11 protein-coding genes are annotated in these 14,116 nt (G+C 65.9%); 9 read left to right on the top strand and 2 right to left on the bottom strand.

All coding sequences use genetic code 11. From position 1 onward, the window contains the following. Position 1: 1 nt before the first annotated feature. Both AC3WLY_RS19615 and AC3WLY_RS19610 read right to left on the bottom strand, forming a co-directional pair. Positions 2–913: a ferritin family protein gene (locus AC3WLY_RS19615; RefSeq protein ID WP_492310051.1), complete on the bottom strand. Its 912-nt coding sequence runs from the start codon at positions 911–913 to the stop codon at positions 2–4. Between the two features lie 478 nt (positions 914–1,391). After that, on the bottom strand, positions 1,392–1,667 hold the full coding sequence (locus AC3WLY_RS19610) for a hypothetical protein (RefSeq protein ID WP_175959326.1): 276 nt from the start codon (positions 1,665–1,667) through the stop codon (positions 1,392–1,394). A gap of 99 nt (positions 1,668–1,766) precedes the next feature. On the opposite strand from AC3WLY_RS19610, the gene AC3WLY_RS19605 reads away from it, so the two are divergent. The 9 genes from AC3WLY_RS19605 to AC3WLY_RS19565 all read left to right on the top strand — a co-directional run bounded on the left by AC3WLY_RS19605 (position 1,767) and on the right by AC3WLY_RS19565 (position 14,096). Then, positions 1,767–2,675 carry an ATP-binding cassette domain-containing protein gene (locus AC3WLY_RS19605; protein WP_492310050.1) on the top strand — a complete coding sequence of 303 codons (909 nt, stop codon included), beginning with the start codon at positions 1,767–1,769 and terminating at the stop codon, positions 2,673–2,675. Continuing rightward, on the top strand, positions 2,672–3,424 hold the full coding sequence (locus AC3WLY_RS19600; RefSeq protein ID WP_072439045.1) for an ABC transporter permease: 753 nt from the start codon (positions 2,672–2,674) through the stop codon (positions 3,422–3,424). Before AC3WLY_RS19605 ends, AC3WLY_RS19600 begins: the two co-directional genes overlap by 4 nt. Positions 3,425–3,569: 145 nt before the next feature. Next, a complete protein-coding gene (locus tag AC3WLY_RS19595) occupies positions 3,570–5,237 on the top strand; it encodes a non-ribosomal peptide synthetase (protein ID WP_492310049.1) in 1,668 nt (555 codons plus the stop codon). Beyond that, positions 5,218–6,123, top strand: coding sequence for a transglutaminase domain-containing protein (locus AC3WLY_RS19590; protein WP_492310048.1), 906 nt, complete (start codon positions 5,218–5,220; stop codon positions 6,121–6,123). Before AC3WLY_RS19595 ends, AC3WLY_RS19590 begins: the two co-directional genes overlap by 20 nt. Further along, positions 6,108–6,485: an ester cyclase gene (locus tag AC3WLY_RS19585; RefSeq protein ID WP_175959322.1), complete on the top strand. Its 378-nt coding sequence runs from the start codon at positions 6,108–6,110 to the stop codon at positions 6,483–6,485. Before AC3WLY_RS19590 ends, AC3WLY_RS19585 begins: the two co-directional genes overlap by 16 nt. Before the next feature lies 1 nt (position 6,486). After that, positions 6,487–9,159 (top strand): beta-ketoacyl synthase N-terminal-like domain-containing protein, encoded by a 2,673-nt coding sequence (locus AC3WLY_RS19580; RefSeq protein WP_492310047.1) that lies wholly within the window; start codon positions 6,487–6,489, stop codon positions 9,157–9,159. Continuing rightward, the gene (locus tag AC3WLY_RS19575) at positions 9,144–9,458 is read left to right on the top strand and encodes a Dabb family protein (protein ID WP_175959320.1); all 315 of its coding nucleotides are present in this window, start codon (positions 9,144–9,146) and stop codon (positions 9,456–9,458) included. The genes AC3WLY_RS19580 and AC3WLY_RS19575 overlap by 16 nt, the downstream gene beginning before the upstream one ends. Further along, positions 9,455–12,322 (top strand): beta-ketoacyl [acyl carrier protein] synthase domain-containing protein, encoded by a 2,868-nt coding sequence (locus tag AC3WLY_RS19570; RefSeq protein ID WP_492310046.1) that lies wholly within the window; start codon positions 9,455–9,457, stop codon positions 12,320–12,322. Before AC3WLY_RS19575 ends, AC3WLY_RS19570 begins: the two co-directional genes overlap by 4 nt. A 13-nt stretch (positions 12,323–12,335) precedes the next feature. Next, positions 12,336–14,096: an AMP-binding protein gene (locus AC3WLY_RS19565; RefSeq protein WP_492310045.1), complete on the top strand. Its 1,761-nt coding sequence runs from the start codon at positions 12,336–12,338 to the stop codon at positions 14,094–14,096. The last annotated feature ends 20 nt before the right edge of the window (positions 14,097–14,116 follow it).

The raw sequence follows: 14,116 nt of genomic DNA, 5'->3' as shown, positions 1-14,116 counted from the left end.
GTTATCGCAGCGTTTTCAGATGCAGGTACACGTCGTCGACATTGTTGATCCGCAGGCCGAGCAGGTTGCCCAGCAGCGGATAGACACGCGCGTACATCTTCTTCGCGCAGGCCTGGAAATCGGCGAGCGGAATCGCCTCCAGCACTTCGGGGCGGTCCGCCATCCGTCGCAGGAACAGGTTGACCGGATGCTCTACCCGGTGATTGGTTTCGGCCCAGAAGTACATGACCTTCAGCGCCGTCAGCCGCTCGCGGTCCGGTTTGTCCGAGTTCGCAAGCAGCTTCTTCGCATACGAATAAAAGCCGCTCGCGTGACGCGCCTCGTCGCCGGCCAGCAGGCGGGTCACCTGCGCGAGCACCGGCTCGGGCGAGCGCTTCGAGATCAGCATGTACAACGACCAGGCAAGCACTTCCGCATAGACGTTCGTGACGAGCGTCGCCATCAACGAAGGGATGATCTCGACCTTGCGGCCCTCCGTCACGAAGCGGCTGTCGACCGTCTCGCCAAATTCGTGCAGCCACCGGATCATCGCCTGCGGATGCTTCATTTCCTCGTAGAGCCAGACCGTTGCCCACTGCGTAAAATCGATGTCGCTCGCGTAATCCTGCAGATACTGCGCAGTTGCGTTGAACGGTGTGAGCTCGGTATAGGCGATCTCTCTGGCCAGCGCGATCCAGGCCCGCGGGGTGCTGTGGATATCGATCGACGACCACGGTATGTCGCCCATGCGCCACCGGACCGTTTCCGCCTCGAGGAATAGCCGGTAGTAAATCGAGCTGCCGAAGATGTCGTGGTCGACGGGCGATTCGTGCACGGGCGACGCGGGACTACTGCAACGCACATCCATAACGAACTCCTGTTGTTCAACTGGTTCGCATGCTTGATCCGGTTCCAATCGCCGCAGCCCGCTCATTCAAAAAATAACGGGGGCGTAATTGCGATCGATATATAAACGGCTATTTAACCCGTACAAACAGGATTAAAATCCGGAATTACAACGGCGCTTGCCTTTTTGCAGGGCGTGCAGCACCTATTCGCCCCGAAATAGGTGGCGAATCATTAACGCTCATGATGAAAGCAAGCTGTATGGTTTTCGGGATTATTCCCGGTTACGATTGGAATTGGCGCAAAAGTTCCTGTTTTTCACAAAGGGTCGAATTTCGTCGGATTTTGGTGTCGCATTGAAAAATTAATCAAGGCGCATCTTCGTATTGCGGGGTGTCGCCTTTTGCAACGAGATTAATACATGGAGTGTGCGGAATTGTATACTGTTATCTTAGGCAGGCCGTTTCGGTATCCGGAGAAGCCTTCAATTTAATTTCGCAGATCGTTTCGGATTTTTATTCGATCCATATATTTCGATCGAAAAATGACGGCGACGCCTGTTTCTTTCAAATATCTTTCGCAATCGAAAGAAAGGCGATCCCCATTGAATTGCTTGATGTTTTCATCAATGCCCCGAGGGGGCTGTTAAATCTTGCAGCATGTCGTTTGTTGACAGGCGTGAAACTCGCATGATAGAAGTGCGGCTCGTCGAAATTAATTCCGGATTTTCGTCGTTGAAAATCGGTGTCTATTCGGAATGCTGTCAAACGAACCAGAAGCGAGGTTGAATTGATCCCCATGACGTGCGAATCATGCCCGGCCATCGGGCTGGCGGCGCGCATCGATCCAACCCTCCCGGATTCCGGAGAATCGCGATGAGTGTCTCTACGCAGCAAAACAGCATTGCCGCACGAGGACTGAGCAAGAAGTTCGGTGATCTCGTGGTGCTCGACGAAGTCGAGCTGACGGTCCGCCCGGGCGAAATGTTCGCATTGCTGGGGCCGAACGGAGCCGGAAAGACCACCTTCTTTTCGATTCTCTCGACCCTGCGCAAGCCGACTTCGGGCGCGCTCGAGGTTTACGGCCGCGACGTGGTGAAAGAGCGCGCGTGGGTGCGCCGCCATATCGGCATCGTCTTTCAGGAGCCCGCGCTGGCCGACATCCTGTCGGTTCGAAAGAACCTGAACCTGATGACGCACTTCTACGGGCTGCCTCGCGCGATCGCGCGGCAGCGGACCGAGGAGATCCTGGCCAGTCTCGAACTCACCGACGTCGCCGATCGCCCGGCGCGGCAATTGTCGGGCGGGCAGCGACGCAGGCTGGAACTCGCGCGGGCGCTGATCGCGGATCCCGCGCTTCTGTGCCTCGATGAGGCGACGCTCGGCCTCGACCTCACCGCGCGCAGGCTGTTCTGGTCGAAAGTGCGCGAACTGGCCGACGCCGGGAAGACGGTTTTCTTCACGACGCACTACATGGAAGAAGCCGACGTCGCCGACCGGATCGCGCTGATCGACAAGGGCCGCATTGTCGCGATCGACACGCCGCAGGCGCTCAAGGCGCAGGTAGGCGGCGGCATCATCCAGCTCTCGACCGACAACGACGCGCTTGCCCATGACTGGCTGGTAGAGCGCGGCTATGCGGTCGACTCGGACGAGAGCGGCCTGTGCATCACCGGCAGGAATCTGTCGAACATGGTGCCGGATCTGGTGCGGGACTTGCCGGCGCGCGTCGAGAAGGTCGAGGTGCGCGAGCCGAGTCTCGAGGACGTGTTCCTGCTGCTGACCGGGCACAGCCTCGTCAACGGGCAGAGGGTCGGCAAAAAGAACGTGAAGGAGGGCCTCGTCGCATGAACGGCATCGTCGGCATCATTTTTCTGGACATCGAGCGTCTGTGGATCAATCGCAACCGGGTGCTGATGAGCCTGGTGCAGCCGCTCCTGTATCTGTTCGTGCTCGGCTCGGGCCTCAGCGCCAGCGCCGGCGCGCATTTCGGGAGCGGCGGGTACCAGAAGTACATCTACCCCGGCATCGTGATCCTGACGCTGCTGTTCAATTCGAGCTCCGCCGCGATCGGCATCGTCGTCGACAGGCAGGTCGGCTTTCTGAAGGCGCTGCTCGTTGCGCCGGTGTCGCGCAATGCGATCGCGTTCGGCAAGATCCTGTCGGGTGCGCTTCAGGCAATGGTGATCGCGATCCTGCTGCTGCTGCTCGCGCCGTTCGTCGGCGTGACGTTCACGGTGGCGAGCCTCGTGAAGTTCGTGCTCGCGATGGCGTTGTCGGCGGTCGTGTTTTCCGCGCTCGGCGTCGGCTTCGCGGCCCGGCTCTCGGCGATCACGTCGTTCCCGGTCTTCACGAACACGATCCTGCTGCCGATGTTCTTTCTGTCCGGCGCCATCTATCCGCTCGACAACGTCCCGGCCTGGCTGCGGGCGCTCGCGTACGTCGACCCGGTCGCGTATGGCGTGGACCTGTTGCGGGGAAGCCTGTCTGGGCACTATGTATTCCCCGTGCCGCTGTCCTTGCTGGTGCTGGTCGGTTTCCTGCTGGCGTTCGCGTATTCGGCCGTGCGGGTGTTCGACGGTCGCGGCGGCGACGACTGACCGGGGAGGCCGGCCGCAACAGCGATGCAACCTGCGCCGGCGAACCGCGGCGCGAATGGACTCAGGGGCGCGGGGCCGGACTTCCGGCGGCGCCCCGCCACATGACTGACCCGCCATGTACGAGCTTATTTCGGATGTTTGCGCCGTGCACGCGCACAAGGAGGCGATCGTCTCCGGCGCGGTGCGACTGCGCTTCGGCGCGCTGCTCGACCGCGCGCGCCGAATCGCCGCCACGCTGCGTATGCGCGCGCCGGGCCCGGTCGTCGGCTTCTGCCTGCCGCACCCGGAAGCCATCGTGTTCATGCTGGCCTGCCTCGACGCCGGCAAGGTGTTCGTGCCGATCGACGCCGGCACGGCCGCGACAGTGCGCTCCGGCATGCTGCGCACCGCCCGATGCTGCGCGTTGGTCGAGCGGCTCGATCTCGATACCGGCGAGCTCGGGCTGACCGGCCTCGATGCCGGCGCGCCCGTGCATACCGGCACGCTCGACGGCGTGCTGTCGATCATGTTCACGTCGGGCTCCACCGGGCAGCCGAAAGGCGTGATGGTGCGCCGCGCGTCGGTGTGCAACCTGCTGCATGCGCCGGACTTCCTGCCGCTCGACCCGCAGGACGTGTTCGCCGCGTATTCGTCGCTGTCGTTCGACGCGTCGACGTTCGAGATCTTCACACCGCTGCTGAACGGCAACACGCTCGTCGTGCTCGACAAGCGCGACGTGCTCGATCACGCGGTGCTGCAGTCGGCGATCCGCCGCGAGCGGATCTCGGTGATGTGGATGACCGCCGGCCTGTTCAACACGCTGGTGCTGGCGGATCGCTGGGCCGCGCTGGCCACGCTGCGCACGCTGCTGGTCGGTGGCGAGAAGGTGGACCCCGAGGCGGCGCGCCGCTTCGTCGACGGTGCGCGCGGCACGGCGCTGTTCAACGGCTACGGCCCGACCGAGAACACGGTGTTCACGACGATCGCCGCGCTTACGCCCGACGTAATGCGCGGCGTCGTCGACGAGGTGCCGCTCGGCCGTCCCGTGCGAGGCGTGCAGTGCGAGATCCGGCGCGCCGGCACGAGCGAACTGCTCGACGGGGCGGGCCAGGGGCGCCTGCTGGTGTCGGGCGCCGGGCTGGCCGCCGGCTACGTCGGCGAGACGGGCGGGACTGCGTTCGCCGCGCACGAACGTGCGGTCAGCGGACGCTTCTACGACACCGGCGACGAAGTCCGGCGCGATGCGCACGGAATTTACCATTTCATCGGACGATGCGACGCGCAGGTGAAGCTGAATGGCCATCGCGTCGATCTCGGCGGCGTCGAGCGGCGCTGCGTGCAGGCCGGCCTGGCCGAACGGGTTCATGCGTTCCATTCGGAGACGATGCAGGGGCTGGTGCTGGTGTGTCACGCGGCGGGCGTGACGCGCGACGGCTGGCGTCATGCCGACGCGCGGCTCGACGGCGTGCTGAACGCATGGGAGAAGCCCAGGCGGATCGTGTTCGTCGCCGACTGGCCGCTCACGCGCAACGACAAGACCGACGGCCGGGCGCTCGCGCGCCGCGCGGAAGCATTGCTGGCGGAACAGGCGGAGCAGGCCGGACGGGATGCGGGGAGTGATGCGCTTGCGCGCCTGATTGCGCGGCTGACTCGCGCGCCGGCGACGAACCGCCAGGCTCGCCTGTTCGACATCGGCTTCGACTCGATCGGCATCGCGCGCCTGCAGGCCGAGATCGAAACCCAGCTCGGCGTGCATCTCGACATCCTGGACATCTACGAGGCGGGGTCGCTGGGCGGGCTTGAGGAGCTGATTCGTGAACGATACGCGTACTGAGCGGGCGTACTACCTGCGGCACACGCCGAATACCGATCCGGGCCGCTACGGGTACCTGTTCGATTCGCTCGGCGACGACATTGACATGCTGTTTCAGGCCGCTCGCCATGTGGTCGAGCATCACGGCGGCCTGAACGCCGCCCGAATCGGGCCGCATCGACTGGCCGAGATGGATGTGTACCGGGTCGAGGACCTGCTCGGAAAGGTCGCCGCGCACGGTGTCCGGGATTTGCGCGAAGACGTGCCGCTCGAGCACAAGACCATCGGCAACTGCGTCAACATCTCGAAGGTCGCGTGCGGGATGCTGCGGCACAAGGGCATACCCGCGCGCATCCGCTATGCGTATTGCACGTATTTCTATCCGCGCCTCGCGCACGAGCAGACCCTCGTCGAGTACTGGCTCGACGAGCAGGGGCGCTGGCTGCGGGGCGACGCGTCGATGAACTGGCCGGTGCTGCGCGCGCGGAAGATCGACGTCGAGATCGATTTCCGCGATGTGGCCGAGCATCTGTCGAAGCCGGTCGCGAAGGTCTGGCAGGCGTGCCGGCGAGGCGAGGACCGCTTCGATCGGTACGGCAATTACAACCGCGTGGGCATGGGTCATGTCGCGCAGAAGATGCTGCACGACCTCGCATGCCTGAACCAGGTCGAGATGATGCCATGGGATTTCGGCGCGCCCGCCACGTTCTTCTGGACGTCGCGGCCGCTGGACCCGCTCGCGTTCGACGCGCTGGCCGAACAGATGGCGGGCGCGTCGTGGGATGAACTGCTGTACACGGCGCGGCGGCTGCCGTTTTTCGCGGTGCCGCGTCGCGTGCTGCGCAAGAGCCCGTACAGCGGGAACAGCCTGACTTTCGTCAAGGAGGGAGTATGGAAGACACCATGATCGCGGTCGTACGCTCGCTGTATACGGACGTGTTCGACACCGGCAACTGCCCCGCGGTGAATAACCATTATCACGACGACGCCGTCTGCCATTTCAATGGGAAGGATCTGAGCGTCGAGTCGCTGAAGTCGTCGATGCGCGACTTCGTCGCCGCGCACTCGGACATCAGGACAACGATCGAATCGGTGTTTGCGAGCGGCGATCGGACCTTCGCGCGCCTGGTTCGCGACGTCACGGAGAAGGAGAGTGGCCGCAGCCGCCGGATCAATATCATGGTCGAGAAGCGCTTCGTCGGCGACAAGGTGAAGGAGCTGTGGTTCATGGTGGACGACGACCAGTATCGGAACACCTGGGCACGCTGACATGGCACACGTCGCGCAACCGGATGCCAGGGTCGCGGTGATCGGGGCGTCACTCGCGTTGCCGGGCGCGGGCACGCTCGGCGATTTCGAACGGCTGGTGTTCGCCGGCGAGGACGCGTTTTCGTCGCCCGACGACGCGGCACCGCCTCGCGAGGGTTGGGTCGATCGGGCAGGCTACATGACGGACTGGCCGCGGTTCGACTATCGCCTGTACGGGCTGTCGCTGCGCGACAGCGTCATCATCGATCCGCAACAGCGGCTGTTCATCCAGCACTGCTGGAAAGCGGCGGAATCGGCCGGCTACTACCCGAAAGCGCTGCCCGCGCGCACCGCGGTGATTTCCACCGCATCCGACACCGAGTATGCGAGCGTGGTCCGAGCCCAGCACGACGTGGCGGCGAAATACCATCCGTTCGAGATCGAAATCGGCTCGAACAAGGAGCAGCAATCGCTGCGCGTGTCGCACGTGCTGAACCTGCGCGGCCCGAGCTACGGCGTGCAGTCCGCGTGCTCGAGCGGCCTGCTCGTGATCCACGCCGCGATGCAGGCGCTGAGGCTCGGCGATTGCGATCTCGTGCTGGCGGGCGGCGCCAGCCTGCCGTTTCCGCTGCACGACGGGTATGCGTACCATCCCGGCATGAACCTGTCGAGATCGGGCGTGGTGCGCTCGTTCGACCGCGATGCGGACGGAATGGTGCCGGGCTTCGGCTGCGTGGTGTTCGTGCTGAAGCGGCTCGACGACGCGCGGCGCGACGGCGACGCGCTGCTCGCCGTGCTGCGCGGCAGCCGGGTCAACAACGACGGCAGCCACAAGGCGACCTATACGTCACCCAGCTCCGTGGCGGTTGCCGAGAATCTCGACGGCCTGCTGACGGGAGCGGGGTTGGACGCGAGCGACATCGACTTTGTCGAGGCGCATGGCTCCGGGACCTACATCGGCGACGTGATCGAGGCGGCGGCGCTGCAGAAGGCGTTCGCCGGCAGCCGGCGCGGCGCAAACGCCACGGCGGTCGCGTCGGTGAAGTCGTCGATCGGCCACCTGGACACGGTCGCGGGCCTCGCGGGTCTGTTGCGCGCGGCCGTGCAGGCGCGGCGCCAATGCATCGCGCCCGCCGCGAACCATCGCGCGCTGAATCCGCGCATCTCGTTCGACAACGGGCCTCTCTATGTGCCGCAATCGCGCGCGCCAGCGACCGGGCCGTTGACGGGTATCGTCAATTCGCTCGGCATCGGCGGCACCAATTGCGCGGTGCTGGTCGAGTCGCCGCCCGCGTTCGCCGAGCCTCGCGGCGCGGCGCCGCCCGGGCCGCTGCACGTCTACGTCGGCGCCAGCACGCCGGAACGCGTCGCCGCGATGATGCGCGAGCTTGCCGAGACCGTGCGGCAATCCGGTGCCGAGTTCCGCGACGTCGCCCGTACGCTGAACCGGCGCGCCGCGGGCAGCGCGTGCGTCGCGTGTGTGACGGCGATGGATCTTGCGGAGCTTGCGCAGCGGTTCGACGGTTTCGGCCGTGCGGGTGTCGACCCGACGCCGGATGGCCTCCCGTGCGTGGCGGACCCGGATGCGCGCATCCTCGATCTCGGCGTGAGTGAAATCGATCCGGGCGTGCGAGTCGACGCACCGGGGCCGGCGGTCGCGATGGATGCCGCGGCGACGCCGCCACTGCCGGGCATCGAACCGGCGCTGGCGGACATCTGGAAGTCTGCGCTGATGCTCAAGCAAGTGAGCGACGCGACGTCGTTTGTCGACGAAGGCGGGCATTCGATGCTCGCGCTGACGATGGTGAGCGATATCAACGACGCGTTCGACGTCGGCATCGACCTCGACTGGATCGACACGCACGATCGCTTCGGCGAGCAGTTGCGGAGCATCGCCGCATTGCTGGCGGCGCCCGCGCGCGCCGACGGGGGGCTCGTGAAGCGGCTGCGCGCGGTGCGCTCGACGCCGCGCCTGCGGCTCGTCCTCGTGCATGCCAGCATTTCCGGCGCCGAGATCTACCAGCCGTTGGCCGCGCATCTGTCGGACGACATAGAGCTGCTTGCGATCGACTCGTACAACCTGTATTCGAACGAAGGCGACCTGATCCGCGACGCCGACGAACTGGCCGCACTGTACGCCGCGCAGATCGTGGAGGCGGTGCCGGACGTCTGCGTGCCGCTTTGCATCGGTGGCTGGTCGCTCGGCGGCATGCTGGCGAACCTGATTGCAGCGCGGCTCGCGGCGAGCTATCCGGTCGCGGGCCTGCTCGCGATCGATTCGGTCGTGTTTCACGAACGCCACGCCGCGCTGTTCGACGACGACGCGCTGCCGTATTTCATTGACAGTGCGGGCCTGCTGGTCGAGCGCTTCGGGAAGGCGCGCTACGAACGGCAGTTGCAGCGGCTGAACGCGGTCTTCCGGGTCGAGCGCGACATGGCGCGCGCATTCAGGCCCGCGCTGCAGGCGTTGCCGTTCCTGAACATCATCGCGACCGGTAGCCGCTTGCCGATCGCCGACGGGCCGCTGCGCCGCGCATTCGACGCGGCGAAGGCGGACAACGGCTGGGGCGGGTGCCCGCATGCGGAGATCGTGCGGATCGACGCGCACCACGTCGACATCGTCGAGGCCACCCGACTTGCGGAGGTCGCCGCGCACGTCAACCGCTTCGCGGAGGCGCTATGTATTTCCACGTGATCCTGTTCGCGTTCGCCGAAGGCGTGAGCGCGTCGCAGGCGGATGATGCGCTGCGCGCGCTGGGCGGGCTGCGCAGCCGGATACCGACGATCCGCGCGTATCACTTCGGCCGCAACGACGCCGACAACCCGCACAACGGCCGCTTCAGCCATTGCTTCGTGATGGCGTTCGACAGCAAGGCGGACCGCTACGCGTACCAGAATCATCCGTTGCATCTCGCGTTCATCCGCACGCGGCTGGATCCGATGCTGGCCGACAGCGCGGTGCTCGACTTCACCGACATGGACGACACCAAATGAATCCGGGCACCCGCGAGCCGATCGCCATCGTCGGCATGGCCTGCTGCGTGCCGGGCGCCGGCGACTACGAAGCATTATGGGCGTTGCTCGCAGCGCCGCCTCGCGGCGGGCGGCCTGAGCGGCGGCTCGAATCCGCCGAGCTGTTCGACGCCGCCCGTTACGGCATCAGCGAACAGGAAGCGCAGGTGATGGATCCGCAGTGCCGCCGGTTCCTGATGCTCGTCGACGCCGCGTTTGCCGATGCCGGCTACCCGCGCGGCGCGCATCCCGGCACGGTGGGCGTCGTTGCGTCGCAGGCGGCCAACGGCACCTATCACGACCATCTCGCGGCGCTGGTCGCACAGGGGCGCGCGGCGCCGCCACCTGCGCTGCTGGAGACGGTCAACCGGGGTGCCGATTTTCTCGCGACCCGCGTCAGCTACGTGTTCGACCTGCAAGGGCCGTCCTTCAACCTGCAAAGCGGCTGTTCGTCGTCGCTGGTCGCGGCGGCCGAAGCCTGCCATCTGCTGTGGGCCGGCCGCTGCGACGCGGTGGTGGCGGGCGGCATGACGATCACGTATCCGCTCGACGGGGCCTACGCCTACGAGCCCGGCTCGATCTATTCGCGACTGGGCGTGTGCCGTCCGTTCGATGCCGAGGCGGACGGTACCGTTCCGGCCGATGGCGGCGGCGCGGTCGTGCTGAAGACGTTGAGCCGGGCGCGGCGAGACGGCGACCGGATTCATGCGCTGGTGCGCGGCGTGGGCGTCAACAACGACGGCGCGCACAAGGTCAGCTTCGCCGCGCCGGCGGTGGACGGGCAGGTGGCGCTCCTGAAGGGCACCTATGCCGATGCGGGCGTCGCGCCCGATCGACTGGCCTTTGTCGAATGCCATGCGACGGCCACGGCGATCGGGGATCCGATCGAGGTGCGTGCGCTCCGGCGGTTCGTCGAATCCTATCCGCCGCCCGCGACGCCCGAACCGATCCTGCTGGGCTCGATCAAGGGGCATATCGGCCATCTGTTCTGGTCGTCCGGCATCGTGTCGATGATCAAGTCGGTACTCGCGCTGAAGCATCGCGTTTATCCCGGCACAGCCGGGCTCGTCAATCCGAACCCGTTGCTGGCCCTCGTCGACTCGCCATTCAGCATTTCGGCCGACGCAAACGTGCTCGACCTGCGCGAACGCACGTGCTGCGGCGTCAGCTCGTTTGGCGTCGGTGGCACGAACGCGCACGTGATACTCGAACAGGCGCCGGACGACGTGTGCCGCGCGTTCGACGCGGCACTGCCCGAACTGTCGGCACGGCGCTACACGCTGGTGCCGGACGCAGGCGGCGCAAACGCGGCTGCGGGCGTGAGCGAGCGGCCCGAGGCCCCGCCCGCCCGGGGGGCGGGGGAAGCGCGAACAGCGTCGTGCGACGAGATCGTCGAACTCTACACGGCGGTGCTCGCCGAGCCGTCGGTCACCCCCGACAGCGACTACTTCGAACTGAACGGCGACTCGATCTCTGCCGTCGAATTGATCGCACATGTCAACGAGCGTTACGGCGTGATGCTGGCGCAGACGGACATCTACGACTGTCCGACGCCCGCGTTACTGACCGCGCGCATCAATGCGCGCGTCGGCGCGCGCGCCGGGTCGAACGGGCCCGATGCACCGCCGCGTACGCGCCTGAACGCCTACCAGGCACGCTTCTACCTGCTCGAGAAGCTGCAGCGCGGCGACTTCAGCCATTACAACGTGCCGCTGTGCCTGTCGGCGGGTGTCGCGCCGGACTGGCCGGCTTTTTGCGCCGCGCTCGACGCGATCCTGAGCGGGCTTCCCGATTTCTCGATGACGCTGAAATGGACGGGCGACGGCATCATGCTGGGCGAGCGGCGCGAGCGGGTGACGACCGCGGAGGCGGTGACGCTCGCGGAATCGGACGATCCCGAGCGCTGCCTGACGGCGTTCTTCGGCCGGCGCTTCGATCTCGAGCGCGGTCCGGCCGCGCGTGTGCTGTACGTGCGGCACGGCGAGCGTCATCATGTCGCGATCAATTTTCCGCATCTCCTGATCGACGGCACCGGGTTGGAGAACCTGTTGCGGCGCGTCGAGCGCACGCTGAAGGGCGAGCGCACCGCGGAGCCGGTCCCGGTATCGGATACGCCGAACTGGCGGCCCGAGGACGCGACGTACTGGCTCGAGCAGCTCGCGGGGACACCGGCCAGTACGCTCGCCTCGACACCGGGGCGCGCGCCGCGCGAGGCCGGCGCACCGCTGCCGTATCCCGCGGCGGAGCGGTGCGCAATCCTGCCCGACGACCTGCTGCGCGCGGTACGGGCGGTTTGCCGGGTGCGCAGGATCACGCCGTTCGTTCTGTTCTACGCGGTGTTCAACACGCTGGTGGCAAGGCGGACCGGCATGCGCCGGGTCCTGACCGGCACCACGCTGAACAATCGCGACGCACACACACTGGGGCAGATCGATTGCCGGATCACGAACCTCCCGATCGGTGTCGAGATCGACGAAACGCGCGGATACGACGCGATCCTGGCGGCCGTCGGCGAACGTCTCGCCGAATCGATGCAACACGCCAACGCACCGCTCGACGTGATCGTGCAGGCCTCGGGCCGCGCTGGCGCGCCGTACCGGATGCTGTTCATGTTCCAGAACCAGAACACCGGTTACCGGATCGAGATGAACGGGCAAGTGTGGGAGGAGGGGCCGTACCGCTACCGGCCGCTCTACACCGAGCTGTGCCTGCAATTCCAGGCGGACGCGGACGAGCGCATCCGGCTCGTCGCGCACTACGATCCCGGGATTTACAGCGAGACGGATATCAGCCGCTTGACGGGCGAGTTCATCGCGCTTGCCTACGAATTCACCAGCCAGGTATGACGGAGTCCGACCGATGCTCAGCGGTCAAACAAAGACGCATTACCGGGATTTCATCGCGCGGTTCTCGGAAGCAGCGCAACGCGACCCCGACCGGATCGCGCTGATCGCCGGCGGCGAGCAATTGACCTACCGGCAACTGCACGAGCGAGTGCTTGGATGCGCGGCGTCGCTCGACACGCTGAGGCAAACGAGCGACGCCATGCTGCTCTGCCTGCCGCGCGGCGTGCCGCTGATCGTCGCGATGATCGCGTGCCAGCGTCAGGGCGTGCCCTACATCCCGATCGACTTCCGGACGCCGGCGCCGCGCATGAGGCAGATGCTCGACGTGAGTGCAGCAACCGCGGTGCTGCACGATACGGCCGGCACGCCGCATCCGTTCATCGCCGATTTGCCGGTCGGCACCCCGCAACTCGATATGGCGGCGTGCTCCTCCGCGCCGACGTGCACGCCGCCACCAGGCGCAAGCCGCGAAGCGTACCGGATCTTCACGTCCGGCTCGACGGGCAAACCCAAGATGGTCAGGGTCACGACCCGGGGATGCGCGAACCTGATCGACTGCCTTGGCGAACTGCTCGGATGCGATGCGGACACGAGCGTGCTATCCAGCACCTCGCCCGGCTTCGACATTTTCTATCTGGAGTACGCGCTGCCGCTTGCCAACGGCGCAACCCTGACCCTCGCCGATGACGGCCGGGCGGCATCGCCGCAGTTGCTGGCCCGGCTGCTGGAGCAGGTCCGTCCGGCGATTTACCAGTCCACGCCGTCGCTGCTGAAGTGCCTGTTGCCGTACCTCGGCGCATCGTTCCGATTCGACCGCCTGCTGGTCGGCGGCGAGCCGCTCGGCCAGGCGCTCTCGGCCGAAATCCACGCGCGTGCGGCGCGGCCGTACAACATGTACGGTCCGACCGAAACCACCGTGTGGTCGACCTGTCAACGGATCGATCGGCCCGGTGAACGGCGCATTGGGCTGCCGATCCAGAACACGCATGTGCTGGTCGTCGACGAACATGGCTCGGAGGTGCCGCTTGGCGTGGAGGGACGCATCCTGATCGGGGGGGACGCGGTCGCGCTCGGCTATCTGGGCAACGCCGCGCTCACGGCGGAGAAGTTCATCGCGAGCGCCGACGGCCGCACGATCCGTTACGACACCGGCGACGTCGGCTTCGTCGATCGGGAGGGATGCCTGAATTTCGTCTCGCGCGTCGGCGACTTCGTGAAGATCAACGGGCATCGGGTCGACCTGCAGGAGATCGGCGACACGCTGGAGGCGCTGCCGTTCATCAGCGAGGCGGCGGCGATCCACACGCGCGACCAGGGCGAGATCGACAGCCTGTCCGCATTCATCACGCTCGATCCGCGCCATGTCATCGCGGATCCGGTGGAACTGGCGCACGCGCATCTGCGCCAATGTTTGCCCAAGTATCTGTGGCCGCGCGAGCTGACCGTGATCGACACGCTCCCGCGCAACGGCTCCGGCAAGCTCGATCGGAAAGCGCTTGCGAGCCTGCCGCCTCCGCAACCCATGCCGCTTCCCGTCAAACGGAACGCGGCACCCGATAGCCCCGAACACATGCTGACCGTCCTGCTCTCACCCTACCTGAACGTGAGCCGGCTCGGCGAGCACGATAACTTCTTCGCGCATGGCCTCACGTCGATGCACGCGGTTTCGTTTCATCTGTCGCTGGCCGACCGGTGGCCGCGCATCGAACTCTTTCACATCTTCGAGTACCCGACAATTTCCGGCTTGTCGCGGATCGTGGCAAATTTGCGTTGACGCCTCTGGAGTTCGGCGGA

Source organism: Burkholderia sp. FW306-1C-G01B, from assembly GCF_058781685.1.
Note: the sequence above shows the minus strand (reverse complement) of the source record. Positions and strands in the feature narration are given on the sequence as shown.

Bases quoted from the DNA above. Each gene is read 5' to 3' on its own strand.
- AC3WLY_RS19570 (WP_492310046.1), top strand. From the start codon at position 9,455: ATGAATCCGGGCACCCGCGAGCCGATCGCCATCGTCGGCATGGCCTGC.
- AC3WLY_RS19610 (WP_175959326.1), bottom strand. From the start codon at position 1,667: ATGCGCGCCGCCAGCCCGATGGCCGGGCATGATTCGCACGTCATGGGG.
- AC3WLY_RS19575 (WP_175959320.1), top strand. From the start codon at position 9,144: ATGTATTTCCACGTGATCCTGTTCGCGTTCGCCGAAGGCGTGAGCGCG.
- AC3WLY_RS19615 (WP_492310051.1), bottom strand. From the start codon at position 913: ATGAGCGGGCTGCGGCGATTGGAACCGGATCAAGCATGCGAACCAGTT.
- AC3WLY_RS19600 (WP_072439045.1), top strand. From the start codon at position 2,672: ATGAACGGCATCGTCGGCATCATTTTTCTGGACATCGAGCGTCTGTGG.
- AC3WLY_RS19585 (WP_175959322.1), top strand. From the start codon at position 6,108: ATGGAAGACACCATGATCGCGGTCGTACGCTCGCTGTATACGGACGTG.
- AC3WLY_RS19565 (WP_492310045.1), top strand. From the start codon at position 12,336: ATGCTCAGCGGTCAAACAAAGACGCATTACCGGGATTTCATCGCGCGG.
- AC3WLY_RS19580 (WP_492310047.1), top strand. From the start codon at position 6,487: ATGGCACACGTCGCGCAACCGGATGCCAGGGTCGCGGTGATCGGGGCG.